The 23,918-nt window shown below is 33.8% G+C and carries 23 protein-coding genes; 22 read left to right on the top strand and 1 reads right to left on the bottom strand.

Annotation, left to right across the window (positions count from 1 at the left end):
• The 9 genes from A9G37_RS07170 to yciH form a co-directional block, all read left to right on the top strand.
• On the top strand, positions 1–452 hold a 452-nt coding region (locus A9G37_RS07170), incomplete at its 5' end, for an IS30 family transposase (RefSeq protein ID WP_141671120.1).
• Positions 453–483: 31 nt separating this feature from the next.
• A complete protein-coding gene (locus A9G37_RS12570) occupies positions 484–741 on the top strand; it encodes an IS30 family transposase (protein ID WP_255306878.1) in 258 nt (85 codons plus the stop codon).
• A 229-nt stretch (positions 742–970) separates the two neighbouring features.
• Positions 971–1,612 carry a dTMP kinase gene (tmk, locus tag A9G37_RS07175; protein WP_034910296.1) on the top strand — a complete coding sequence of 214 codons (642 nt, stop codon included), beginning with the start codon at positions 971–973 and terminating at the stop codon, positions 1,610–1,612.
• Positions 1,609–2,592, top strand: coding sequence for a DNA polymerase III subunit delta' (gene holB, locus A9G37_RS07180; RefSeq protein ID WP_065575072.1), 984 nt, complete (start codon positions 1,609–1,611; stop codon positions 2,590–2,592). Before tmk ends, holB begins: the two co-directional genes overlap by 4 nt.
• 76 nt (positions 2,593–2,668) lie before the next feature.
• Positions 2,669–4,069, top strand: a complete 1,401-nt coding sequence (locus A9G37_RS07185; protein ID WP_034910291.1) for an MBOAT family O-acyltransferase — start codon at positions 2,669–2,671, stop codon at positions 4,067–4,069.
• Between the two features lie 70 nt (positions 4,070–4,139).
• Complete coding sequence (locus A9G37_RS07190) at positions 4,140–5,384, top strand: SGNH/GDSL hydrolase family protein (protein ID WP_176701885.1); 1,245 nt, start codon at positions 4,140–4,142, stop codon at positions 5,382–5,384.
• Complete coding sequence (locus tag A9G37_RS07195) at positions 5,377–6,552, top strand: GDSL-type esterase/lipase family protein (RefSeq protein ID WP_051634147.1); 1,176 nt, start codon at positions 5,377–5,379, stop codon at positions 6,550–6,552. The genes A9G37_RS07190 and A9G37_RS07195 overlap by 8 nt, the downstream gene beginning before the upstream one ends.
• Positions 6,553–6,581: 29 nt before the next feature.
• The gene (pyrF, locus tag A9G37_RS07200; RefSeq protein ID WP_065575074.1) at positions 6,582–7,289 is read left to right on the top strand and encodes an orotidine-5'-phosphate decarboxylase; all 708 of its coding nucleotides are present in this window, start codon (positions 6,582–6,584) and stop codon (positions 7,287–7,289) included.
• A gap of 7 nt (positions 7,290–7,296) precedes the next feature.
• Positions 7,297–7,617 carry a stress response translation initiation inhibitor YciH gene (yciH, locus tag A9G37_RS07205; protein ID WP_034910285.1) on the top strand — a complete coding sequence of 107 codons (321 nt, stop codon included), beginning with the start codon at positions 7,297–7,299 and terminating at the stop codon, positions 7,615–7,617.
• A gap of 60 nt (positions 7,618–7,677) precedes the next feature.
• Here yciH and tmaR read toward each other — a convergent pair whose 3' ends face one another.
• Positions 7,678–7,998, bottom strand: a complete 321-nt coding sequence (tmaR, locus tag A9G37_RS07210; protein WP_034910282.1) for a PTS system regulator TmaR — start codon at positions 7,996–7,998, stop codon at positions 7,678–7,680.
• Positions 7,999–8,306: 308 nt separating this feature from the next.
• On the opposite strand from tmaR, the gene accD reads away from it, so the two are divergent.
• From accD to bamA, 13 genes are all read left to right on the top strand, one after another.
• Positions 8,307–9,197 carry an acetyl-CoA carboxylase, carboxyltransferase subunit beta gene (gene accD, locus A9G37_RS07215; protein ID WP_034910279.1) on the top strand — a complete coding sequence of 297 codons (891 nt, stop codon included), beginning with the start codon at positions 8,307–8,309 and terminating at the stop codon, positions 9,195–9,197.
• 6 nt (positions 9,198–9,203) lie between these two features.
• Complete coding sequence (gene folC / locus A9G37_RS07220) at positions 9,204–10,475, top strand: bifunctional tetrahydrofolate synthase/dihydrofolate synthase (protein ID WP_034910335.1); 1,272 nt, start codon at positions 9,204–9,206, stop codon at positions 10,473–10,475.
• Between the two features lie 12 nt (positions 10,476–10,487).
• Positions 10,488–11,063, top strand: a complete 576-nt coding sequence (locus A9G37_RS07225; protein WP_051634146.1) for an SPOR domain-containing protein — start codon at positions 10,488–10,490, stop codon at positions 11,061–11,063.
• A gap of 68 nt (positions 11,064–11,131) precedes the next feature.
• Positions 11,132–11,617, top strand: coding sequence for a CvpA family protein (locus A9G37_RS07230; protein ID WP_034910331.1), 486 nt, complete (start codon positions 11,132–11,134; stop codon positions 11,615–11,617).
• Between the two features lie 18 nt (positions 11,618–11,635).
• Positions 11,636–13,150 (top strand): amidophosphoribosyltransferase, encoded by a 1,515-nt coding sequence (purF, locus tag A9G37_RS07235; protein ID WP_065575075.1) that lies wholly within the window; start codon positions 11,636–11,638, stop codon positions 13,148–13,150.
• A gap of 450 nt (positions 13,151–13,600) precedes the next feature.
• Positions 13,601–16,291 carry an inverse autotransporter beta domain-containing protein gene (locus tag A9G37_RS07240; RefSeq protein ID WP_065575076.1) on the top strand — a complete coding sequence of 897 codons (2,691 nt, stop codon included), beginning with the start codon at positions 13,601–13,603 and terminating at the stop codon, positions 16,289–16,291.
• Positions 16,292–16,407: 116 nt separating this feature from the next.
• Complete coding sequence (locus A9G37_RS07245) at positions 16,408–17,430, top strand: hypothetical protein (RefSeq protein ID WP_065575077.1); 1,023 nt, start codon at positions 16,408–16,410, stop codon at positions 17,428–17,430.
• A gap of 139 nt (positions 17,431–17,569) precedes the next feature.
• Entirely contained in the window at positions 17,570–17,776 is a 207-nt protein-coding gene (locus A9G37_RS07250; protein WP_065575078.1) for a YheU family protein, read from the top strand.
• Between the two features lie 83 nt (positions 17,777–17,859).
• Positions 17,860–18,489 carry a cAMP-activated global transcriptional regulator CRP gene (gene crp, locus A9G37_RS07255; protein WP_065575079.1) on the top strand — a complete coding sequence of 210 codons (630 nt, stop codon included), beginning with the start codon at positions 17,860–17,862 and terminating at the stop codon, positions 18,487–18,489.
• A gap of 52 nt (positions 18,490–18,541) precedes the next feature.
• Positions 18,542–19,273 carry an isoprenyl transferase gene (locus A9G37_RS07260; protein WP_218059337.1) on the top strand — a complete coding sequence of 244 codons (732 nt, stop codon included), beginning with the start codon at positions 18,542–18,544 and terminating at the stop codon, positions 19,271–19,273.
• Entirely contained in the window at positions 19,267–20,109 is an 843-nt protein-coding gene (locus A9G37_RS07265; RefSeq protein ID WP_065575081.1) for a CDP-archaeol synthase, read from the top strand. Before A9G37_RS07260 ends, A9G37_RS07265 begins: the two co-directional genes overlap by 7 nt.
• 13 nt (positions 20,110–20,122) lie before the next feature.
• Entirely contained in the window at positions 20,123–21,442 is a 1,320-nt protein-coding gene (gene rseP / locus A9G37_RS07270; RefSeq protein WP_081297691.1) for an RIP metalloprotease RseP, read from the top strand.
• A 25-nt stretch (positions 21,443–21,467) separates the two neighbouring features.
• Positions 21,468–23,891 (top strand): outer membrane protein assembly factor BamA, encoded by a 2,424-nt coding sequence (bamA, locus tag A9G37_RS07275; protein ID WP_065575082.1) that lies wholly within the window; start codon positions 21,468–21,470, stop codon positions 23,889–23,891.
• Positions 23,892–23,918: the final 27 nt, after the last annotated feature.

Consider the following 23,918-nt stretch of genomic DNA (forward strand, 5'->3'; position numbering starts at 1 on the left):
CTTCGGTATGGCGCCAAGTTGAAAAATACCTCATGCTTTATTACAGCCCAGAGCAGATTGCTGCACGTTTAAAGAAAGTCAGCGTCCAATCAATCTATAACTATCTTTATCAAAATAAAGCGCGCTATGAACAATTCAAACCTTATCTAAGGCGAAAAGGCAAAGCCTATAGGCATTGTAAGGCACCGAGTATTAAAGAAGGAGACCGCCGTTATAAACGGTCAATTAAACAACGTCCAAGTTATGTAGAAAGCCGGAAAACGCGAGGACATTGGGAGGGAGATACGATTATTAGCCGTAAAGACAAGCAAGCATTGGTGACATTAGTTGAACGCAAAACAGGGCTAGTATTAATTGGGCACCTCAATCAACGTACCGCCTTCGAAACGAGAGATATGATAATAAAATTGCTAACGCCGTTTAAAAAAATGGTTAAAAGCATCACCATTTGATAATGGAACCGAATTTAATTATCATCATGCTATTGAGCATTATTTAAACGCCGCCGTGTACTTTGCGGAGCCTTATAAAAGCTGGCAAAGAGGCACAAATGAAAACACCAATGGCTTAATACGTCAGTTTATACCAAAGTCAGCGGCCATTTCATTAGTTGACGACAAACAGATAAAGAAAATACAATATCTATTGAACACAAGCCCAAGAAAACGGCATAAGTTTAAAAGCCCTGCCGATTTTTATTCTAAGGAGTTAAGAAGAATTGCACTTCATTGTGTAATCTAGGACTGTTATTGATAAAAATTAAATAAAATCAATATTCTATATGAATATTTTTTGCTTTTCATCTTATTGCTTCATTAGCATCAAAAAAATATTTAAAATTTAATAATGAAGGTATTAATTGTAAAATTGAAAAAAGTATTAATAATTCAAACTAAAATAATCAGTAAAAATAGCGTACAATAGCGCAATATTAAACACAGGCTTATTATAAATAGATTAGGAATTTAGTATGACCGGCAAATTTATTGTCGTCGAAGGGCTTGAAGGGGCAGGTAAGACCACCGCTATTGATATCGTTGCTCGTATTTTAAATCGACACAATATTGGTGATTTGCAGTTTACTCGAGAGCCAGGTGGAACAGCGATTGCTGAAGCATTACGCAATATTATTAAAAATGGTTTAGATAATGAGCTTTTGACTGATAAAGCCGAATTATTGATGTTATATGCCGCACGTATTCAGCTGATCGATAATGTAATTAAACCAGCACTTCATGCAGGTAGATGGGTTATTGGTGATCGTCATGACTTATCAACGCAAGCTTATCAAGGTGGTGGGCGCCAGTTAGATAAAGTTTTTATGATGACATTGAAAGAACAAGTGTTAGGTGATTTTAAACCTGATCTTACTTTATATTTGGATATTGATCCTCAAATAGGATTAATGCGAGCAAGATCTCGAGGTAAACTCGATCGTATCGAGCAACAGTCATTGCCGTTTTTTGAACGAACTCGTCAAAGTTATTTAGAACTTGCTAAACAAGATAAAACCATCATTACAGTTGATGCAGGAAAATCAATCGACAATGTGAATGGGCAAATTGAACAAATTTTAACTGCATGGTTAACTAAACAGGTTGATATTGAATGATCTTAAATGACTATCCTTGGCTTTCGTTGCCGTATCAGCAATTAGCTTCTGGAATTATGCACAAACGAGCTCATCATGCTTTATTAATTAATTATGTCCAAGGTAGTGGTGAAGATGAGTTTGTTTCAAAGATTGCAAGCCGTTTATTATGCCAATCTTCACAACAATTGGAGCCGTGCTTAAACTGCCATAGTTGCCAATTATTTTTGTCTCACCATCATCCTGATTATTATGTAATAACTAATGAACAATCTAAACAGTCAATAGGTATTGATCAAATCCGTAAAATATCAAACAAAGTTTACGAAAAATCTCAGCAAGGTGGAAATAAAGTCATTTGGATAAAAAATGCAGCTTTAATGACCGAAGCTGCCGCCAATGCATTGTTAAAAACGTTAGAAGAACCACCAGAAAACACATATTTTATTTTAAGTGATGAACATAACAGCAAATTGCTTCCAACAATTCATAGTCGCTGTTTTTCTTATTTTTTACCTATTCCTAAATTGGAACAATCCATTGAATGGTTAAAAAGTCAACGCGATCAGCAATACAGCGATAATGAGCTTGCCTCAGCGTTATTATTGAGCGAAAATGCACCTCTAAAAGCAGTTACACTATTGGTACCGGAAAAGTGGCAACAACGAAAAGCATTTTGTGATCATTTATTAGAAGTTGTACCACAAAACAATTATTGGCAATTGGCTAAAACCTTTGATCATGAAGAATTTATTGAAAGAGTTATTTGGTTTTGTGCTTTATTAAGTGATGCGCTTAAAGCGAAGCAAAAAGTGGGGCGTTTTATTGTTAATCGTGATCAAGTCCCATTGGTTCGACTGCTTGCCACTAAAAGCAATGAAAAAATTTCTGAGCTCTATAATTTATGGTTGCAGGCAAGAAATCAGTTATTAACTGTTACTGGATTGAATAAAGAACTGATTGTTTATAATGTACTTGCTCAATCAGAATTGATTAGCTAGCCAAAAGTAAAGTATTTTATAAAGGGTTTCGTCAAAAATTTTCAGTAAAGTATACTGTTAAGTAATAAGGATTGCAGTGAGTTATTTATCTATAGAGTTTGGTTTACTCTTTATCGCTTTCTTTGCCTTGTATTGGGGATGTCACTTATCACCCAAAATACAAAATATTCTACTTTTAGTAGCAAGTTATCTTATTGTTGGCAGTTATAGCTGGCAATTTTCGCTTATCCTTTTTATTTATACTTGTGCAATCTATTTGTTCTCAGTACTGATTGCTACATCTGAACGTCACTCAAAACGGTGGTTAATTTTAGGATTATGCTTATCAATAATTAATCTGGCGTTGTTTAAATATTTTGATTTTTTTCGTTATGAGTTGCAGGATCTGCTTAATTTATTAGATTTACCAGTTTTACTACCTGTTATAACCGTACTAATTCCAATAGGCATCTCATTTTATACTTTCCATTCGGTAAGTTATTTAGTCTCGGTAAAAAAGAAAGAGTTACCCGTTGCTAACTTTTGGGATTTTGCCTTATTTTTGTCTTTTTTTCCAAGTATTATTGCGGGTCCGATTAATCGAGCTAAAGAATTTTTACCTCAAATTAGCATCAGTCAGCCTCGTAAAATTCTAGAACCATTTCGTGCATTTATGCTGCTTATCTTGGCTGTAATCAAGGTTTACTGCTTAGGTGGTTTAATTAATGAATATTGGGTTAAACCAATATTTGCTAACCCGTTAGAATTTAGTGTAATTGATTTACTAGTAGGTCTTTATGCTTATGCAATGCAAATTTATTTAAATTTTTCAGGGTATACTGATTTAGTTACAGGTATTGCCTTATTGCTAGGATTTCGTTTACCAATTAACTTTAATCTCCCTTATTTAGCATTAAATTTGAGAGATTTTTGGTCACGTTGGCATATTAGCTTATCTCGTTGGATTCGCGATTATATTTATATTCCTTTAGGAGGAAGTCGTCGAGGTTTTATTCGGACTCAAATCAATGTTATGTTGGCAATGTTACTATCTGGATTATGGCATGGTGCTGGCATTAATTTTATTATTTGGGGGGCATGTCACGGCATTGGTATTGTGGCTCTTAACATTGGCGATCGTTATTTTGGGCAAGGTTGGATAGCTACACGTTCACCATGGATAGCACGGTTATTAACATGGCATTATGTCTGTTTCACCTGGTTATTTTTTAATAGTGACAGTTTACCTGATGCAGTAGATTATATGACAGCATTAATGCATAACTTCTTGATAGAACCGCATCATGTAGGGGCATTTTTAGTGATTTGTTTCATTTACTTTACCTACCCGATGTGTAAAACTTTTACTGATTGGTTTATTATTCAGTTAACCAAAATACCGCATTTATATTTACCATTAATTTTTATTTTAATTCTGTGGTTGGTTATTTATATTGCACCATCAGGTATGCCAAACTTTATTTACGCTAATTTTTAATTATATTAATTTAATTATGATGATATATAAAAAATCGTTCTCAAAAAATAATAAAAAACCAAAATCTAGTTTGAAACGGCAACGTCATAAATCGCTGAATAAAAATGTAATTAAAAAAAATCTTCACAAAAAAACAAACACACCTCTTGTTTTTACTGGCAGCCCTTTATCAGCTCGTTATATATTAGTTATAATGTCTGTTACCGCTATTGCATTAATTGCGATTTATTATAAATCTATATTGATTTATTGCCAGCAAGCATACCATACTGATTTATTTGATGGTAATACGATTGCTTCTCAAGAAATTTCACCACAAGATTTTGAAAAAAACTATATTGATGAGCAAAATGATCAAGAGCATACAACCACACAAACATCAACTTCACTTACTCAACCGATTGATGTTGCGTTACCCGTTACTGAAAATAAAACATCCAAGTTAGCAACGGATGAGTTTGAAGAGATAAAACAAAATAAAAAAATCGAAGAAGTAGTTACAAACAAAAATTTAAAAAGTGAAGATACTGGTGCGGATTACAATTTAAAAATACATTCTGATACTACTAATCAAAATAAGCCAGAAATAGCATCTGTACTTCAAGATAGGAATAATGAAGTTCATAAGGATATTGAATCAATCCAAGAACCGCTACCGATTGTTCTAACAAGTAATGATAAGGTATTTTTTGCAGGTGACTCTTTAATGCAAGGCGTTGCACCATATGTAAAAAAAATGTTGTTTAAGCAGTATAAAATAGAAAGTATTGATTTGAGCAAACAGAGTACAGGACTTGCTTATCCAAGTGCTTTCGATTGGCCAAAAACAATTAATGATAATCTAATTGCTGATCCTTCAATAAAATTATTGGTCGTTTTTCTTGGTGCTAATGATCCTTGGGATTTTCCTGTTAAAGGTTATGCCAAATACGCTAAATTTAAATCTGAATTATGGGAAGAGCACTACCGTTTGCGTATTGCATCTATTTTAAATAGTGCTATAGAAAATGATGTTCAAGTACTTTGGCTTGCTGCGCCTTGTATGCGTAAACACAAATTAAATAATGGAATGGTTTATCTAAATAATTTATATAAATCTGAAATAGAAAAAACTCAACAACATTTCTTAACAACAAACGAATTATTGGGTTGTACATACGAAAAGTTCAGTAATTTCATAGAAACCGATAAAGCCAAAATTAAAGTAAGAGTTGATGATGGAGTTCATTTTACACCAACTGGTCAAAAAATTTTGGCAAAAGCGATTATGGAACAAATAATTTATAAAGAATTAGAGGATACCTTTAATGATTAAATCTTTAAAGTATATTATAACCGTAATTGCAGTAACAATTGCCGTTGGTTGTAGTGTAGCTGAAAGTAAAACCACCACGGTATCTACTATTGTTGATTTTGGTGATCCTAATGCTAAACAATTTGCAATGCGTTTAAAATCGTTAGAGGATAATAAAAAAACGGATCAAGTGGTCAATATTACTCAATTTGGTGATTCACATTCAGCCGCTGATTTTTTTACTGGTGAGTTAAGAACATTAATGCAACAAAAGTATGGTAATGCTGGTATTGGCTGGATAACGCCTGTAGCTATAAAAGGACAAAGCCATGCAGCTGTTACGTGGAATTCCAAAAATTGGAATGTGCTAAGTAGCCGAACTTTAAGTAACTTGGATTTTCCTATGGGTGGTTTTATCGCTAAACCAAATAAAGATTTTGCCACTATCCGAATTACACCAAGAGGCTCTAATAATAAAGATTGGCAAGTTAAGTTAACCTTTAAAACACTTAAAAATAACACAAATTCATTAGCGCTTTATGATGCTAATAATCATAAAATTAATTTAAGCAATACTCCAAAATCAAATAGTTGGCAAACAGCTTCGGTTGTTTCTAAAATGCCATTGGTTATAAAAGGTCAAAAAGATATAGAGCTTGGTGGAATTTGGTTGACTCGCTATCAACAACCAGGTGTTATTGTTTCATCTATTGCCACTAATGGAGCTAAACAAACAATTTGGCAAAAGTGGGGGAAAGATTGGTTTAAAGAACTGTCTATATCACAAAGTGATTTAATTATTTTAGAATACGGGACAAATGAAAGTTTTGATGGAGCATTAGATGCTAATCAATATCGAAAAAATTTAGTGAATAATATTAGACTGATTCGTAAAACATTACCCAATGCTACGATCTTGATAATGACACCGCCTGATACTATGGCAAATGAAACAAATATGCCTAAGTCTTTTGCAAAGATAATGGATATTCAAAAACAAGTTGCTAAATCTGAAAAAACATTATTTTGGGATTGGCAAGTGGCAATGGGGGGAAAGTATTCTATTAAGCAGTGGCGAAAACGGGGGTTAGCACGCCCAGATTTAGTGCATCAAACTTTACGAGGTTATAAAGAAAGCGCTCGTATTTTTTATGCTGATTTGAATGAATTTGTTAGAAAGAATAGCTAAGAATTTTGATTAGAAGGAATAAATAAGTTATGGCATCACCAATTATTGTTGCAGTTGATTTTCCAGATGTTAAATCGGCATGGAATTTTATTGATCGTGTAGATCCAAAAGATTGTCGCATTAAAATTGGTAAAGAGCTTTTTACACATGCAGGACCTGACTTTATCAAGCAAATTATGAAAAAAGGTTTTGATGTTTTTTTAGATCTTAAATTCCATGATATTCCAAATACTGTCGCAAAAGCAATTGCTGCAACTGCTGACCTTGGTGTTTGGATGACCAATGTTCATGCTAGTGGTGGCTCACGCATGATGACAGCTGCTAAAGATGCGCTTTATTCATATGGTAAAGATGCCCCTATTTTGATTGCGGTAACAGTATTAACTAGCATGGAGTTAGCTGATCTACAAGAAATTGGTATTAACGTATCACCTTTAGAGCAAGCAACCAGATTAGCAATACTTGCTAAAAACTGCGGGCTTGATGGTGTAGTATGTTCAGCAAAAGAAGTACAAAGTTTTAAAACTCGTTTGGGCAGTGATTTTAAATTGGTGACACCAGGTATTAGACCAGTGGGTACTAATTCTGATGACCAAAGGCGTATTATGACGCCTCAGCGAGCTCAAGCTGCAGGTTCTGATTATTTAGTCATTGGACGCCCAATTACCCAAGCAGAAGATCCTGCTAAAGCTTTACAAACAATTTTAGCAACACTAGATACAAGTAAGAGTCAATAATATTATTATGTCTGATAATCCACTTGTTTACTCGACCGATAAAGGTCGAATTAAACCGACCCAAACACTTATCTCACGCCCTAAGGGGGATGGTATTATTCGAATTCAACGACAAACATCAGGCCGTAAAGGTAAAGGTGTTTGTGTTATTACTGGATTTGATATCGATCATACTCAATTATTACAGTTAGCGGCAGAATTAAAAAAACGTTGTGGTTGTGGGGGAGCAGTTAAAGATGGTGTTATTGAAATACAAGGTGATAAACGTGATTTATTAAAGTCATTGCTAGAAGATAAAGGATTTAAAGTAAAGCTAGCAGGTGGCTGATTTAGTTTATAAAATTAGCGCCCACAATAAAAATGGACGCTAATTACAGCACAATAAATTTTAATTAGAACGATAACTACGCATTTTTTTACTGATCTCTCGACGTTCTTTTGAAATTTCAGCATTTTTAATAATGTAATCATCAACACGATCATCGTAATCGCTTTTCATGTTCGCAATAATCGCTTGAAGTTCTTCATAAGTCATATCTGGTTTAATATATTCGCTCAAGTTTTCAAGTAGTAGTACTCTTTTTTGGTTGTCACGAATTTTCTTCTCGTTATCTGATATTTCACGTTTTAATTTATTTAAACGGCGTGATAAACGAATGTATTCTAATACATCTTGAAACGATGGTGCGGTTGATTTTTCCTTGTCCATCTATAACCCCTTATCTCAAAAAATGGAAAATAAACTTCTACCAATTATATACCAATAATTTTTTAAGATCATATTAATTATATTTTTAAACAAAATGATATTTCAGTAGATTAGTTATCTGTTGAGTGTTAGCTATTTTAAATTCGATTTTAAGCAAATTTTATTTCTAAATCTTCATCAAAATATTGTTTTATTTTATAAAGTTAGTTGTGAAATAACATAAAAATAAAAACAGCTATTAAGAATTAGTGCAAAGTATTGTACAATATCTTCAAATTTGTAAAAAGTGCCAGAATGAGAGAATCATAATGAGCTGGATTGAAAAAATTCTTAGTAAAAATAATATATCGTCAGATCATAAAAAGGCGAATATTCCTGGTGGCGTTTGGACAAAATGCACTAACTGTGAGCAAGTCATTTATCAAGCTGAACTTGATCTTAATTTAGAGGTCTGTCCAAAATGCGACCACCATATGCATATCCCTGCCCGAGTGCGTTTATACCGTTTTTTAGACGAAGGTTCGGATATTGAAATTGGTGCAGATCTTATGCCTAAAGATATCTTAAAATTTAAAGATACAAAAAAATATAAAGATCGATTAACAGCAGCTCAAAAAGAAACTCACGAAAAAGAAGCAATGGTTGTCATGAAGGGAACATTGCTTGGTGTACCAGTAGTTGTTGCCTGTTTTGAATTTGCGTTCATTGGTGGTTCAATGTCTTCTGTTGTTGGTGCATTATTCACTCGCGCAGCAGAGCAAGCCATTGAGGATAAATGTCCTTTAATTTGCTTTTCAACAAGTGGTGGTGCTCGAATGCAAGAGGCGCTATTTTCATTAATGCAAATGGCAAAAACGAGCGCTATTCTTGCTAAAATGCAAGATGAAGGTTTACCATATATTTCAGTAATGACCGACCCTACCATGGGAGGTGTATCGGCAAGTCTGGCAATGTTGGGTGACATTAATATTGCTGAACCTAAAGCATTAATTGGTTTTGCCGGTCCAAGAGTGATTCAACAAACTGTTCGTGAAACATTACCAGAAGGGTTTCAACGTAGTGAATTTTTACTTGAAAAAGGGGCAATTGATATGATCATTCATCGCAAAGATATGCGTTCTAAAATTGCCAGTTTAATAACAAAATTAATGAAACTACCAGATCCGTTTAATGAAGTTATTCTTAACGAGACAGTTTAATTGAGTATGACAAATAACCAACTGAATGCCATGTCAGATCTAAAGACATGGCTTTATTATTTAGAACAACTACATCCTATAACCATTGATTTAGGTTTAGAACGAGTAAAAGCTGTAGCTCAGCGCCTAGATTTATTACAACCAGCGCCTTATATTTTTACCGTTGCTGGCACTAATGGCAAAGGAACAACTTGTCGAACGCTTGAAATGATATTACTTGAAGCGAATTTAAAAGTTGGTGTTTATAGCTCTCCCCATTTATTACGTTTTACTGAACGGGTACGTATCAATAATCAAGAATCAAGTGAACAACAAACAGTAAAAGCCTTTGTAGAAATAGAACAAGCCAGAGGTGATATATCGCTTACCTATTTTGAATATGCAACACTTGCTGCACTTTATCAATTTAAACAAGCAAAATTAGATGTAGTTATATTAGAAGTTGGTCTTGGTGGAAGGCTTGATGCAACCAATATTGTTGATGCTGACGTGGCAATTATTACCACTATTGGTATTGATCATGTTGATTATTTAGGTGATACCCGTGAAAGTATCGGACGTGAAAAAGCAGGTATTTTTAAACCTAAAAGTATAGCTATTGTTGGTGAGCCAGATGTGCCAGAATCTATCTTAAATGTGGCAAAAGCTGTGAATTGCTCTATCTATAGAGTGAATAGTGATTGGTATTATCAACAACTTAACAAAGATTCATGGACTTTTGAGTCAAAATTTAAACAGTATAAAAATTTACCTATTGCCAATGTTCCTTTAGCTAATGCAGCAACTGCAATTGCAGCTATAAGTTATTCATCACTTAAAATAACACAAAATGAAATAACTAAAGGATTGGCAAAATCGAACTTAATTGGACGTTTTCAAATTATTCAAACATCACCACTGGTTATCCTTGATGTAGCACATAACCCACATGCAGCAGCTTATTTAACACAACAATTAGAAAAACTAAAAGCAGAATATTTGCAAGTAGGCAAAGTTAGATTTGTTGTTGGTATGCTCAAGGATAAAGATATTAAAAGTACCTTATCCATCTTAAAAGGTGATAGATGGTATTGTGCTTCGCTTTATGGTGAACGAGGTTGTAGTGCTGAAGTATTAAAACAGCACTTATTTAATGAAGGTGAGTTTAATGTATCAGCATTTGATACTGTATCTAAGGCCTATCAAAAAGCAATGCAAGATGCTAAAGAAGATGATATCATCGTGGTATGTGGCTCATTTCATACTGTATCGGATGTGTTAACTGAAATTGAGCATTAAGTGGAATTAGTCATGGCAGACAATCAAGAAAATAATCCCAATAGAGTAAGAAATTGCCTTGTAGGTTTTGCTACATTATTACTTATTATTGCAGCAATAACCCCGTGGATTATAACGGATAAATCTAACTTACGAACGACAACAACCCCAATTTTGCAACCTGAAGTGGTTACGCAGCAAAATCAAGTGGTTGTACCATCTGATGATACTGATGACAATTTTACCCATAATATATCAGATGTTCCTTACCTATCTGGCTCAGATCAAGATCTAAATTCATCGGCTTCATCTGATATTGTTGATGATACTGACGATTCAACAAATATAATTAAACCTTCAATGTCACAGCAAGAATCTAAACCTTATATGATCCAACTTATTGCGTTAAAAAATAAACAAAAAATAGAAGAGTTAATTGCATTATTACGATTAAATAATTACAGCGTTAGAACAATACCTGATAACCCAGAACCTAATCAGTTAATTAAGTTACAGGTTGGCCCTTATGCTAAAAAAGAGCAAGCTGAACAAGTCATTATTAATTTAAATAACCTAACAAAATTAGAAGGTATTATTATTACTAATTGACCGTTGTGCTACTTGTTTTTAAGTTGTAAAGAATAATTATTATTAATAAAAAGTTGTGAGTTATTATGATGAACTGGGCTGATTTTACGATTATTGGTGTAATTGCTTTTTCTGCATTAATTAGCGTTGTTCGAGGTTTTGTTCGAGAAGCGTTATCATTAGTTAGCTGGATATTAGCTTTTTTTATTTCCAGCCAATTTTATATTTATATTACTGATTATTTAACTTATTTTGATAGTGATGTTATACGTATTGCTGTAGCAATTGTTATTTTATTTATTGCTACCTTATTGGTTTGTTCGATTGTGACTTATGTTATTGGACAATTATTAAAAAAAACGGGATTATCTGGTACTGATCGTTTATTAGGTATCTGTTTTGGTGTATTACGAGGCGTTTTAGTTGTTGCAGCTATTCTTTTTTTAGTTGATACTTTTACGCCGTTATCACAATCACCTTACTGGATTCAATCTCAGCTAATTCCGCATTTTAGTTTTATTATTCGCTGGTTTTTTGATTTTATACAACAGTCTTCTTCGTTTTTAGTACAATAAATTTGGGGTAACCATAGTATGTGTGGTGTTGTTGGTATTGTTGGGAATAGTTCTGTTAATCAATCTATTTATGATGCATTGACTGTTTTGCAACATCGAGGGCAAGATGCAGCAGGTATTGTGACTATCGATAATCAAAATCGATTTCGTTTGCGCAAAGCGAATGGTTTAGTCAAAGATGTGTTTCAAGAGCATCATATGCAACGGTTGCAAGGTAATTTGGGCATAGGGCATATTCGTTATCCTACCGCAGGTAGCTCAAGCCCATCCGAAGCGCAACCATTTTATGTCAATTCACCATATGGTATTGCACTAGCTCATAATGGAAATTTAACCAATACTGATCAGTTGCGTGACAAAGTATTTGAACTAGCAAAGCGTCATATTAATACCAATTCCGACTCAGAGGTGCTACTCAATATTCTTGCTAATGAACTTGACAAGTTTCCCACCTATCCACTAACTGCCGACAATATTTTTACAGCAATACATAATGTTCATAACATAATTAAAGGCGCATATGCCTGTGTTGCAATGATTATTGGGCATGGTCTTGTTGCTTTTCGTGATCCTTATGGAATACGGCCATTAGTTATTGGTAAACGGGTACTTGAGAATCAGAAAATTGAGTACATGGTTGCCTCTGAAAGTGTAGCATTAGATATTCTCGATTTTGAGTTTATACGTGATGTCGAACCAGGTGAGGCAATTTATATTACTCAAGATGGACAATTATATTCTCAGCAATGTTCGGATAACCCTCAATATTATCCATGTATTTTTGAATATGTTTATTTTGCAAGACCTGATTCTTTAATGAATGGTGTCTCAGTTTATCAATCACGTATTCAAATGGGGCAAAAATTGGGGGCTAAAATAGCAAGAGAATGGAAAGATGTTGATATTGATGTAGTCATCCCTATTCCCGAAACATCTTGTGATGCCGCTCTTGAAATTGCACGTATTTTAAATAAACCTTACCGGCAAGGGTTTGTTAAAAATCGCTATGTTGGACGCACCTTTATTATGCCAGGGCAAAGCGCACGTAAATTGTCTGTAAGACGAAAACTCAATGCTAACCGTATTGAATTTGAAGGCAAAAATGTCTTATTAGTTGATGATTCGATTGTACGAGGAACAACCTCAAAAGAAATTCTCGAAATGGTACGTTCTGTTGGGGCTAAAAAAGTCTATTTAGCGTCTGCTGCGCCAGAAATCAGGCATCCAAATGTTTATGGGATAGATATGCCAGTTGCCCGTGAACTTATTGCTTATAACCGAACAGTTGATGAAATAGCAAAAAATATTGGTGCTGATAAGGTTATATTTCAAGATTTATCTGATTTAATTAATTCAATTACAGAACAAAACTCCAACATTCATCATTTAGAGTGTTCTGTTTTTGATGGAAAATATGTTACCGAAGGAATTGATGATAGCTATTTATCATTATTAGAACAGAAAAGAAATGAAACTAAAAAATCTTCAGACATTAAAGAATCAGAAAACTTAGAGATTTATAATGAAGGTTAATAAATTGTGAAAATATAAAATACAATATAAAGGCCTAAATTATCAATTAGGTCTTTTTTTTATTTAGAGAATAATTTTATAATTTATTTAGCTAGTTACCTACAATAAATTCTTTAATATCAAAAGAAATAGTAATTCCTCACTACTCAACTAGATCTACATCCACTATTAAATTTACAAAACTTTACAAATCTTTACTTAATAAATTGAATAATAATGATAAATAAAAAATATATAAAAAACTCAACAAAAAACATAACAAAAAAGTAATAAATTATTTTGATAAATGACATTTTTGTAATAGAATTGCAAAAATTAAAAAGTAGTTGTAAAAATCTAAATAGTAAAAGTTAATAAGAAATAATTATATTGCTATTTAAAATTAGAAATTGATATTGGCAATAGATTTCATATTATGCGCTTTATCGGTGAAATATAAGGAATATTAAGATGAGAAAGAATCTTAATTTAACGATTATCTCTGCATTTGTAATAGCTACATTAGGATGGCAATCTGCTTTTGCTTCTGAAGCTCAAGTATCGCAAGGTCCTATAGATAGTAATAAAATAATTGAGTTAAAAGATGGTACGAAAGCTCGTGAGATGCTTAACAATCAGCAACGTAGTCTTTATCAAATTGCACTTTTAAGTGGTATCTCTATTTCAGAATTACGTGCAATGAATGCGGGACGTTTTGATAAAAAAGATGTTGTTGAGATTGGTGAGCGTATCGTTCTGCCTGAGAATTCACCATTGTTACCTGCAATTAAATTAAACGATGATAAAAAAGATGAACACGCCAATTTGCCTCAATTAGGATCAGATGATAATTACGATGTAAAAAAGGATAAAGACGCACTATCAACTCAAATAGCTTCAACATTACAAACTTTAGCTAGCCAAGACTGGAAACAAATAACTTCGCCAGACAATGGTGGTCTATCCCAACATTTAAAAAACAAGGGTAAAGATTACGCAGAAAGTTATGTACGAAATGGGGTTAAAAACCAAGTTGTTGATCCAGTACGTAATGCTGTACAGGATTTTTTAGGCCGTTTTGGTACTGCTCAGTTACAGTTTGATTTAAGTGATAAAGGCGAATTTAACAATGTCAATTTGAAGTTATTTAGCCCATGGTATGACACAGAAGATACATTAATATTTAGTCAAATATCATTTCAGGAATATGAACACAACCGTCGAATAGGTAACTTTGGTATTGGTCAGCGTTGGGAAGTTGCTGATAAAAAATGGTTACTTGGTTATAACGTATTTTTTGACCATGATTTCCAGCGTGCACACAATCGTTTAGGTATTGGTGCCGAAGCTTGGACTGATTACATGAAATTTGCTGCTAACTATTATCATCCGTTATCAGACTGGAAAGATTCTAAAGATTTTGATGATTATTTAGAACGAGCAGCGAGAGGCTTTGATGTTCGATTCCAAGGATATTTACCACAATATCCACATTTGGGCGGATCACTCATGTATGAACAATACTATGGTGATAAAGTTGCCTTATTTGGTAAAGATAATTTACAAAAAGACCCGCGAGCAATTACTGTCGGTCTTGATTATACACCAGTTCCACTTTTCACTATTAAGGCTGAGCATAAACGAGGTCAAGACAATAAAAAGGCAACTAAAGCTGAACTTACAATGAACTATCGTATAGGTACACCGTTAAAAGATCAGTTAGATCCAGATATGGTTCAATCTGCTCGTTCCTTAAAAGGTAGTCGTTATGATTTAGTTGATCGTAATAACTATATCGTTCTTGAATATAAAGAAAAGAAAATATCGGTCGATTTAGGGCTTGAGCAAACTCAGTTAATTGAAGGACAAGCCTATCCGTTAACTATCAGTGTTCACAATGCTAAGAACTTATCAAGTTTAGTATGGTCTGGTGATATGCTTGAAATTGACGCTGGTGGTGGTTTTTTATGTATTGCTACAGGTGAATGTACCGCTTCTTCATGGCTTAATCCACCAGCCGATGTAAATAATTGGCAAATTGTTGCTCCTAGTTATATTGATCAAAATGGTCAGCGTCGCCCAGTTAGCACCAATGGCAAATATTCTTTATCAGTTTCTGTCACTGATAGCCGAGGAAAATCTGCAACATCTAATGCTGTAAGTTTTGAAGTATTACCAAATCCGACAATGCGTAAAATTGGAGTATGGGCAGTAGATAGTTCAGGTAACAAAACAACTTTGGCGGCTCAGCCTGCAAATGGCTCAAGTAGTTTGACCGTATTAGCTACTCTCGTTAAACCGAAGGTAAATAATGGTTCAATCAACTCGTTCCAAGATGTAGATGGTTTTAGTGATAGTGAACTAATGGATAGTATACCAGTAACATTTAATGAATTTGCTGGATTGTGGACTGCAACTAGTAATGGCGAAAAAATTGCTTTAATCAATGGTACATCAGGTAATGTAAATGAATGTCCAGAGCAAAAGCCTTGTGTTATTGTAAAATCATTTGAAAAAGTTGCAAAAGGTCAAAAAATATCATCCCGTGCCTCAACTGCGGCTGGTTTAGAAGTAATCGGTGATAGTTATGCAATAGATGTAGCTTCAAATATTGAAGGACTGATTGATTTTTCAATTTCGTTAGATCAGTATGGTTTTGGTACGTCATTCAATAAAACCTCTGTTGATTTCTCTGGTGGTAGATCGGGTTATATAGAAGTTTGGAATGATTCTGGAACATTAGTTGCTAAAAGTTCAGGTTCTGTACTTGAATTTGACCCTGCAGGGCCAAACGAATGGCGTGTTGGTAATGAATATCTTGTTAAAGCGTTTACCTCTGAAAATGGTCCCCAAATTGTTAAACCATATGTAATTTGGTCATTAGTTGGTTCAAATGCAAGTGCTTGTCCTAATAATGAGACTTCATTACCAAATGACGCTAGGAGTCATCCTAATGGACCGTGGTTTAACGTTGCTTTGGGACGAGATGCTCACTATAAAATAAAAGGTAAAACGGCTGACAATTACAGTTATGCTTCATCTGGCACAAGTATACCTGCGGTTGGTGACGCACCGAGTCATTTAGATTTAACTCCACAGCCTGCTTCTACCTCTGCGTGTGCTGGCGATCAAGGATTTAAATTGCAAGTGACCGTTTTATAATAGATAAAAGTTTAGATTATCGACGTAAGTCGATAATCAAGAAGGGAACACCAACAAAATGGTGTATTTATATAAATACAACATGTTAATTTATAGAGAAAAATAGGAAGTTAAACATGAAAAATTTTACAATTAAAAAAGTTGCATTAGGCTTATTTTTAGCTGGTTATGCAGCAAGCAGTGCATTTGCTTTAGATGCAACTACTAAAGAGGTGATTAATGGTAATGCACCAATATTGAAAGCTGTAAATGGTACAAGAGCAGATCATACTTTGACTGTTGTTGTATCTAATGATGAAGAGGGTAGTTCACCAATCGGTAGTCGAGTAGCTAAAGTAGGTGACTATGTCGTTATTAAATTTAATCTAGAAGATGCAGATGGCGATAATGATACTGGAAAAATCAAAGACACATTAAAAGTTTTTGCAAAAAAAACTAATGGTTGGGAGGCTATGAGTGTTCAGGCGACTGAAGACCATAGTAATGCAATAGCTCGTATATCTTTTAAAATAACTAGTGATTTCATAGGCGCAGAAAAAATTGGTTTTAAACTTTTAGAAAGAACTGACTTTGGTATTCCTTATACCAATACCTGGTTAGAAGTAAATGATATTTGGGCAACAGGTACTCCTAATACTGCTCCAGTAGATCCTAATAACCCAGAAAACCCTCCAGGAGATTCAGATAATCCAATTTCTGATGATAAGGAGGTAAATAATCCCCATGGCCCAGGTGATGGTAATAATGGTGATATTGGTGTTGGTCCAATTACAACAGATGACGCTGAAGTTGGTATTTTCCTAGTTGAAGGTGGTGTTACAAACGAAAATATTAACTATGCCTTAAATGGAGCTCCTGCACCTAAATATGGTCAGACATTCCAAGCTATCGTGTGGACTGATGGCGATCTTACAAATGGTATAATCGATAGTGGTTCAACTAAATTAACTGGTTATTCTTTTGCTTGGACACTAGATGGTTCATATGAAGGCACGCCAGCAAGTACAGATTCAATAGCAACTGGTGATACTATTACCTTAGCTACGACTAATAGTGATACCATGTACACTAAAACTACTAAGCCTTACTTAGCTGGTGGTCAAGGTTATAAGCTTAAAGTTACAGCTACTATTAACTAATTTTAAATTTGGTTATATAAGTGTAGAAAACCACTCTTCGGAGTGGTTTTTTATTGATTATACGCATAACTTAGTGATGCTTTATATTATTTAAATGCTGTTATAAAATAATCACAAATCTAATTTACTATTATCAAATATGATTATTCCTTGGCAAAATCTTGATCCACAAACATTAAATAACCTAATTGAATATTTTGTATTACGTGAAGGCACTGACTACGGTTTACAAGAAAAATCACTCCAAGAAAAAGTTAATGATGTTAAACTTCAATTAGAGAATGGTTCGGCAGCACTTTTTTGGTCTCAATTACATGAAACAATTGATATTAAACTAATTAAATAGTAGTTAAAATGATTGTTTGTATATGATTTAGTGCGTAATTTTGTTATAGTGTTAGTGTTGTAAATAAAATGGAGAGGTAGGATATGATTGGTAAACAACAATCGGATACAACGTTAGAATGGTTTTTATCTCATTGCCATATTCATAGATATCCAGCTAAGAGTACCCTTATACATCAAGGCGAAAAAGCAGAAACCCTCTATTATATTTTGAAAGGCTCTGTTGCGGTATTGATTAAAGATGATGAAGGCAACGAGATGATTTTGTCTTACTTAAATCAAAATCAGTTTTTAGGCGAATTAGGTCTTTTTGAAGAAGACACAGAGCGAAGCGCTTGGGTTAAAGCTAAAACAAGTTGTGAAGTAGCCGAAATTTCATACAAAAAATTTAAGCAACTTGTTCAAGTTAATCCTGATATTTTAATGCGTCTTGCCAGTCAAATGGCTAGCCGATTACAAGTAACATCTGAAAAAGTTAGTAATTTAGCATTTTTAGATGTTGCAGGGCGTATAGCACAAACACTTCTAAATCTTGCTAAACAACCCGATGCAATGACACACCCTGATGGTATGCAAATCAAAATTACGCGTCAAGAAATAGGTCAAATTGTTGGCTGTTCGCGTGAAACAGTTGGTCGAATTTTAAAAATGCTTGAAGATCAACATTTGATTTCTGCACATGGTAAAACAATTGTAGTTTATGGTACGCGTTAATTGGACAAAATAATATAATTAATATAATGATTGCGACAATATGAGATATTGCATGACACAAGAAAGATCTATTCCTAGTCATGTGGCTATAATTATGGATGGTAATGGTCGCTGGGCGCAGCAACATAACCAGTTACGAGTTATTGGTCATCGAGCAGGCTTGAAAGCAGTTCGAAAAATTGTAGCTTATGCGGCAAAAATAAAGATAAAAGTCCTTACTTTATATGCTTTTAGTAGTGAAAATTGGAAACGTCCACACAATGAAGTTTCTGCCCTAATTTCCCTTTTTATTTATGCATTAAATCGTGAGATAAAAAGTTTAAATAAAAATAATGTTCGTTTGAATATTATTGGTGATATTTCTCGCTTTAGTGAACATTTACAAAATATGATTATTCATGCGCAAAATTTAACGAAAAACAATTCTGGACTAGTACTAAATATTGCTGCTAACTATGGCGGACGTTGGGATATTTTGCAGTCAGCAAAAAAAATTGCTATGCAAGTTACTAACGGAGAAATCAGTTTAGATGATATTACTGAGGATCGTTTTGGCTCAACAATGTGTATGAGCGAATTTCCTGAAGTGGATTTAGTTATTCGTACTGGCGGAGAATATCGAATTAGTAATTTTTTGTTATGGCAAATTGCTTATTCTGAACTCTATTTTACCAATACTTTATGGCCTGATTTTAATCAATCTTTATTCGATGAAGCAATCAATGCATTTAATGCCAGAGAACGACGCTTTGGTGGTATTCATAATAAGGAGCATTCATGTTAATCCATCGCATACTTGCTGCAGTTGTGCTTATTCCGCTTGTGGTAGCAGTTCTTTTTTTTGTTCCATTACCCGTGTTTTCTTTCACTATTATTCTGGTTTGTGGATTAGCCGCATGGGAGTGGACTCAGTTTCTTCATATTAGAAAAAAATATTTAAAATTAATTTTTTCTTTTTCAACTGTTATTTTATTGGGCATACTTTATTTGGTTCCGGATTCTATTGAATTTAAAATGAATTTATATAGTATAATTTTATTTTTATCAATCATATGGTGGTTAACTGCTTTGTTTTTAGTAAGTAGCTATCCAACCACGACAAAGTATTGGTGTAATTCAATCTTTATAAAGTTACTATTTGCTTTTTTTACGCTAGCACCGTTCTTTATTAGTATGGTCGAATTAAGAGCAATTAACTACAATTCTAATTCTTATATGGGTGCAATTTGGTTGCTTTACGTCTTTGTGCTAGTATGGGCGACAGATACTGGAGCTTATTTTGTTGGGCGATCATTTGGTAAACGAAAATTAGCGGCAAAAGTATCCCCGGGTAAAACTATAGAAGGATTCATAGGCGGTATTAGTGTAGCAATTGCAATTAGTTTAATTGCTTACATACTTAACATGTTTGACATGACTTTCAGTACATTTTTTATTAGCTCTTTGTTAGCGATTTTCGTTTCGGTTTTAGGTGATTTAACTGAAAGTATGTTTAAGCGTGAAGCAAATATTAAAGATAGTGGTCACTTAATTCCTGGTCATGGTGGAATTTTAGATCGCATTGATAGCTTAACTGCTGCCGTTCCTGTTTTTGCTACATTAGCTTTTTACTTATTATAAAAGGTAATAGATTTTGTTGTGGTCGCTGTTATTGTTTGTTATTACCATGAGTATATTAGTTACTATTCATGAGTTTGGACATTTTTGTGTTGCTCGCTTGTGCAAGGTTCAAGTTGAACGTTTCTCAATTGGTTTTGGTAAAAAAATATGGTCTCATAAATTTTTAAGCGGAACCGAATTGGTAATTGCTATGATTCCGCTTGGTGGTTATGTTAAAATGCTCGACGGTAGAGCAACAACATTATCAAGCGATAACGAAAACTTTGCATTTGATAGAAAAAAAATTTGGCAAAGAACTGCAATTATTTTTGCTGGTCCATTTGCTAATTTTATATTAGCCTTAATTATCTATTGGATCATTTTTTTGATGGGTGTAGTTGTTTATCCTGTTAAAATAAAAGAAGTTATACCTAATACACCAGCTTCTACAGTAATAATTCCAGCTGGTGCAGAATTGAAAACTATTAATAATATAAAAGTAGAAACATGGAATGATGTAAATTCAGCCTTAATTGCGGCAATGGGAAAAACTAATGTGTCTTTTTCTTATATTGATAGCTTTGGTGATGATAACCAGAAAGAAGTTAATAAAAATGTAGATATCAGTAATTGGCATTTTGATATAGAAAAGGATTCGACAATTACCGCCTTTGGTTTTGTTCCTGAAAAGGTGAAAGTTTATCCAATTGTGAGTAAAATTGTATCGGGTTCGGCTGCTGAGAAAGCAGGTCTGCGTGTTGGGGATAAAATTATTGGTTATAATGATCACTCATACGTTGATTGGAATGATTTTTCCAATACAATTAAAACAGCTCAAGCAATGATGTTAAAGGTTAATCGAGGAAATATAGATATTTATCTTAAACTCGTGCCAACTATTGGAATAGATGGAAAAGGTGTCGCTGGTTTGTATCCCAAGTCTGATGCAAGAATTATGCAGTATGGTTTTTTAGAAAGTTTTAATAAAGGTATGGCGCAAACAGTGTTAACCACGAAGTTAACGATTCGTTCGCTTTATCAATTAGTAACAGGTGTTATTGGTCTAAAACATTTGTCTGGACCAATAACAATAGCAAAAAGCGCAGGGCAAACAGCAAGTTATGGTTTTACCTCTTACTTATATTTTCTAGCTTTTATTAGTATAAGTTTGGGTGTTATCAATCTTGTTCCATTACCTATGTTAGATGGCGGGCACCTTGTTTTTTTATTATTTGAAAAGATAAAAGGTAAAGCCTTATCAAATGAAGTACAAGAACGATTTTCTCGTATTGGCTTTTTTTTATTGATGGTAATAATGGGAATTGCACTATTTAATGATATTTTACGATTGTGATGGGATGAGGTTATAAACATTTACGATGAAAATAAATAAATTACTTATAGCATCTTTGTTGTTTAGTACTACAGCAGTATATAGTTCCAATGCATTTTGTGTTGATGATTTTGTAGTAAAAGACATCAAATTTGAAGGTTTGCAACGTGTTACTGTTGGAGCAGCATTACTTGAAATGCCTATTCAAGTCGGTGATTATGTTAATGAAGCTGATTTAGGCCGTATCATCAAATCACTATATTCCAGTGGAAACTTTGATAATATTACCGTTTCTCGTGATGGTGATAGGTTAATTGTTCATGTTCAAGAACGCCCTACTATTGCTAGCATAACTTTTTCTGGTAATAAGTCTGTTAAAGATGAGATGCTGAAAAAAAATCTAGATAGTTCGGGTATCCGTGAAGGTGAAGCATTAGATCGTACTATGCTTTCAGGTATAGAAAAAGGCTTAGAAGATTTTTACTATAGTGTTGGTAAATATAATGCTCAAATCAAAGCTGTTGTAACTCCGTTGTCACGTAATCGTGTTGATTTAAAATTAGTTGTAGCTGAAGGTAAATCGGCACTAATTGATCAGATTAATATTGTTGGTGCTAAAGCTTTTTCATCTGAAGAACTTATTTCGCGTTTTACTTTGCGTGATGAAGTACCTTGGTGGAATATGCTTGGAGATCGCAAATATCAAAAACAAAAATTGGCAGCAGATTTAGATGAATTACAAAGTTTTTATTTGAATCGTGGTTATGCTCGTTTTAACATTGAGTCAACGCAAGTTAGTTTAACGCCAGACAAAAAAGGCATATACGTTACAGTTAATATTCATGAAGGTGAACAGTATAAGTTATCTCAACTTGAATTTATGGGTAATTTTGCTGGCCATAAAGGCGAGATTTCCAAAATTGCTAATGAAAAAGTAAAAGTTGGTGAACTTTATAATGGTAAAAAAATTACTGAAATTGAAGATGGCGTTAAGCGTCTACTTGCTAATTTCGGTTATGCGTACCCTAGAGTATCAATTCAGCCTGAAATGGATGATGTCGCACATACGGTTAAATTAGTTGTTCTTGTTGATGTGGGTGAACGTTTTTATGTTCGTAAAATTAAAATAGTTGGCAATACTGTAACCAGCGAAAGTGTAATTCGCCGTGAGCTTCGACAAATGGAGGGGGCTTGGTTAAGTAATGGATTAGTTGAATTAGGTAAAGAACGTTTAAACCGACTTGGATTTTTTGATACTGTTGAAGCTAATACTGAACGTGTGCCTGGTATTGATGATCAAGTTGATATTATTTATAAAGTTGCTGAACGTAATACTGGTAGTATCAAATTTGGTATTGGTGTTGGTTCTGATAGTGGTGTTAGTTTCAATGCCGGTATTTCTCAAGATAACTGGTTGGGAACAGGTAACAGTGTCTCATTTGATGTTAACACAACTGATACAGATAAAACTGCATCTATTTCTATCATTGATCCTTATTTTACCGTTGATGGTGTAAGTTTAGGGGGTAGTATTTATTATAATACCTATAAAAATGACGATAAAGATGATGAATCAGAATATTCGAGTAAAACTTGGGGCGCATCAGCTAATTTAGGATTCCCAATTAGTGAAAATAATTTTGTTCGTTTTGGTTCTGAATTTGCTAACCATAAGTTATCTGGTATGCAAGCGCAATATGGAATGTGGCGTTATTTCAACTCTATGGGTGAAAAAGTGAATAATAAAAGTTCTATTTCATTTGATACTAATGATTTATTATTAAATGCTTATTGGACATATAACTCTTTAGATCGTGGATTTTTCCCTACTGATGGACTTAAAATAACAGCTAATGCTAAAGTCACAGCACCATTATTTGAAAATAGGTTCTATAAACTAGTTTCAGATGTGTCTTACTATTATCCCATTGACAATGACCATAACTGGATCTTTTTAACTCGCGCTCGATTAGGCTACGGTGGCGGTTTAGGTGGAAAAGAGTTACCTTTTTATGAAAACTTCTATGCTGGTGGTGCCTCAGTACTACGTGGGTTTAAATCAAATACTGTAGGTCCTAAAGCGGTATATCTTAATAAAAGTGGAGTTTGCGATAGCTTAGATAATACATCTGGATGTACAAAATCAAAAGATGCTGTAGGTGGTAATGCTATAGCTTTTGCAAGTACAGAGCTAATTCTTCCAACGCCATTTGCTAGCGAAAAATATGCTGATAATATTAGAACATCACTATTTTTCGATGCAGGTACTGTATGGGATACTGAATGGAATTTAAAAGGAAAAAATATCCCTGATTATAGTTCTCCATCGGATATTAGGATGTCTGCTGGGCTTGCCGTGCAATGGATGTCTCCATTAGGTCCTTTAGTCTTTTCTTATGCTCAACCGTTTAAGAAATATGATGGCGATTCAACTCAACAGTTTCAATTTAATATAGGTTCTACATGGTAATTCCATGTTATAAAATAGAAAACAAAT

The organism is Gilliamella sp. GillExp13 (assembly GCF_001690815.1).
Taxonomy (GTDB): domain Bacteria; phylum Pseudomonadota; class Gammaproteobacteria; order Enterobacterales; family Orbaceae; genus Gilliamella; species Gilliamella bombi.

Excerpts from the sequence above, each read along its gene's own strand:
- bamA (WP_065575082.1), top strand. The coding sequence starts at position 21,468 with ATGAAAATAAATAAATTACTTATAGCATCTTTGTTGTTTAGTACTACA.
- pyrF (WP_065575074.1), top strand. The coding sequence starts at position 6,582 with ATGGCATCACCAATTATTGTTGCAGTTGATTTTCCAGATGTTAAATCG.
- A9G37_RS07260 (WP_218059337.1), top strand. The coding sequence starts at position 18,542 with ATGACACAAGAAAGATCTATTCCTAGTCATGTGGCTATAATTATGGAT.
- A9G37_RS07250 (WP_065575078.1), top strand. The coding sequence starts at position 17,570 with ATGATTATTCCTTGGCAAAATCTTGATCCACAAACATTAAATAACCTA.
- folC (WP_034910335.1), top strand. The coding sequence starts at position 9,204 with ATGACAAATAACCAACTGAATGCCATGTCAGATCTAAAGACATGGCTT.
- tmaR (WP_034910282.1), bottom strand. The coding sequence starts at position 7,998 with ATGGACAAGGAAAAATCAACCGCACCATCGTTTCAAGATGTATTAGAA.
- A9G37_RS07245 (WP_065575077.1), top strand. The coding sequence starts at position 16,408 with ATGAAAAATTTTACAATTAAAAAAGTTGCATTAGGCTTATTTTTAGCT.
- accD (WP_034910279.1), top strand. The coding sequence starts at position 8,307 with ATGAGCTGGATTGAAAAAATTCTTAGTAAAAATAATATATCGTCAGAT.
- A9G37_RS07240 (WP_065575076.1), top strand. The coding sequence starts at position 13,601 with ATGAGAAAGAATCTTAATTTAACGATTATCTCTGCATTTGTAATAGCT.
- A9G37_RS07195 (WP_051634147.1), top strand. The coding sequence starts at position 5,377 with ATGATTAAATCTTTAAAGTATATTATAACCGTAATTGCAGTAACAATT.
- crp (WP_065575079.1), top strand. The coding sequence starts at position 17,860 with ATGATTGGTAAACAACAATCGGATACAACGTTAGAATGGTTTTTATCT.
- tmk (WP_034910296.1), top strand. The coding sequence starts at position 971 with ATGACCGGCAAATTTATTGTCGTCGAAGGGCTTGAAGGGGCAGGTAAG.
- A9G37_RS07265 (WP_065575081.1), top strand. The coding sequence starts at position 19,267 with ATGTTAATCCATCGCATACTTGCTGCAGTTGTGCTTATTCCGCTTGTG.
- A9G37_RS07225 (WP_051634146.1), top strand. The coding sequence starts at position 10,488 with ATGGCAGACAATCAAGAAAATAATCCCAATAGAGTAAGAAATTGCCTT.
- purF (WP_065575075.1), top strand. The coding sequence starts at position 11,636 with ATGTGTGGTGTTGTTGGTATTGTTGGGAATAGTTCTGTTAATCAATCT.
- yciH (WP_034910285.1), top strand. The coding sequence starts at position 7,297 with ATGTCTGATAATCCACTTGTTTACTCGACCGATAAAGGTCGAATTAAA.
- holB (WP_065575072.1), top strand. The coding sequence starts at position 1,609 with ATGATCTTAAATGACTATCCTTGGCTTTCGTTGCCGTATCAGCAATTA.
- A9G37_RS07230 (WP_034910331.1), top strand. The coding sequence starts at position 11,132 with ATGAACTGGGCTGATTTTACGATTATTGGTGTAATTGCTTTTTCTGCA.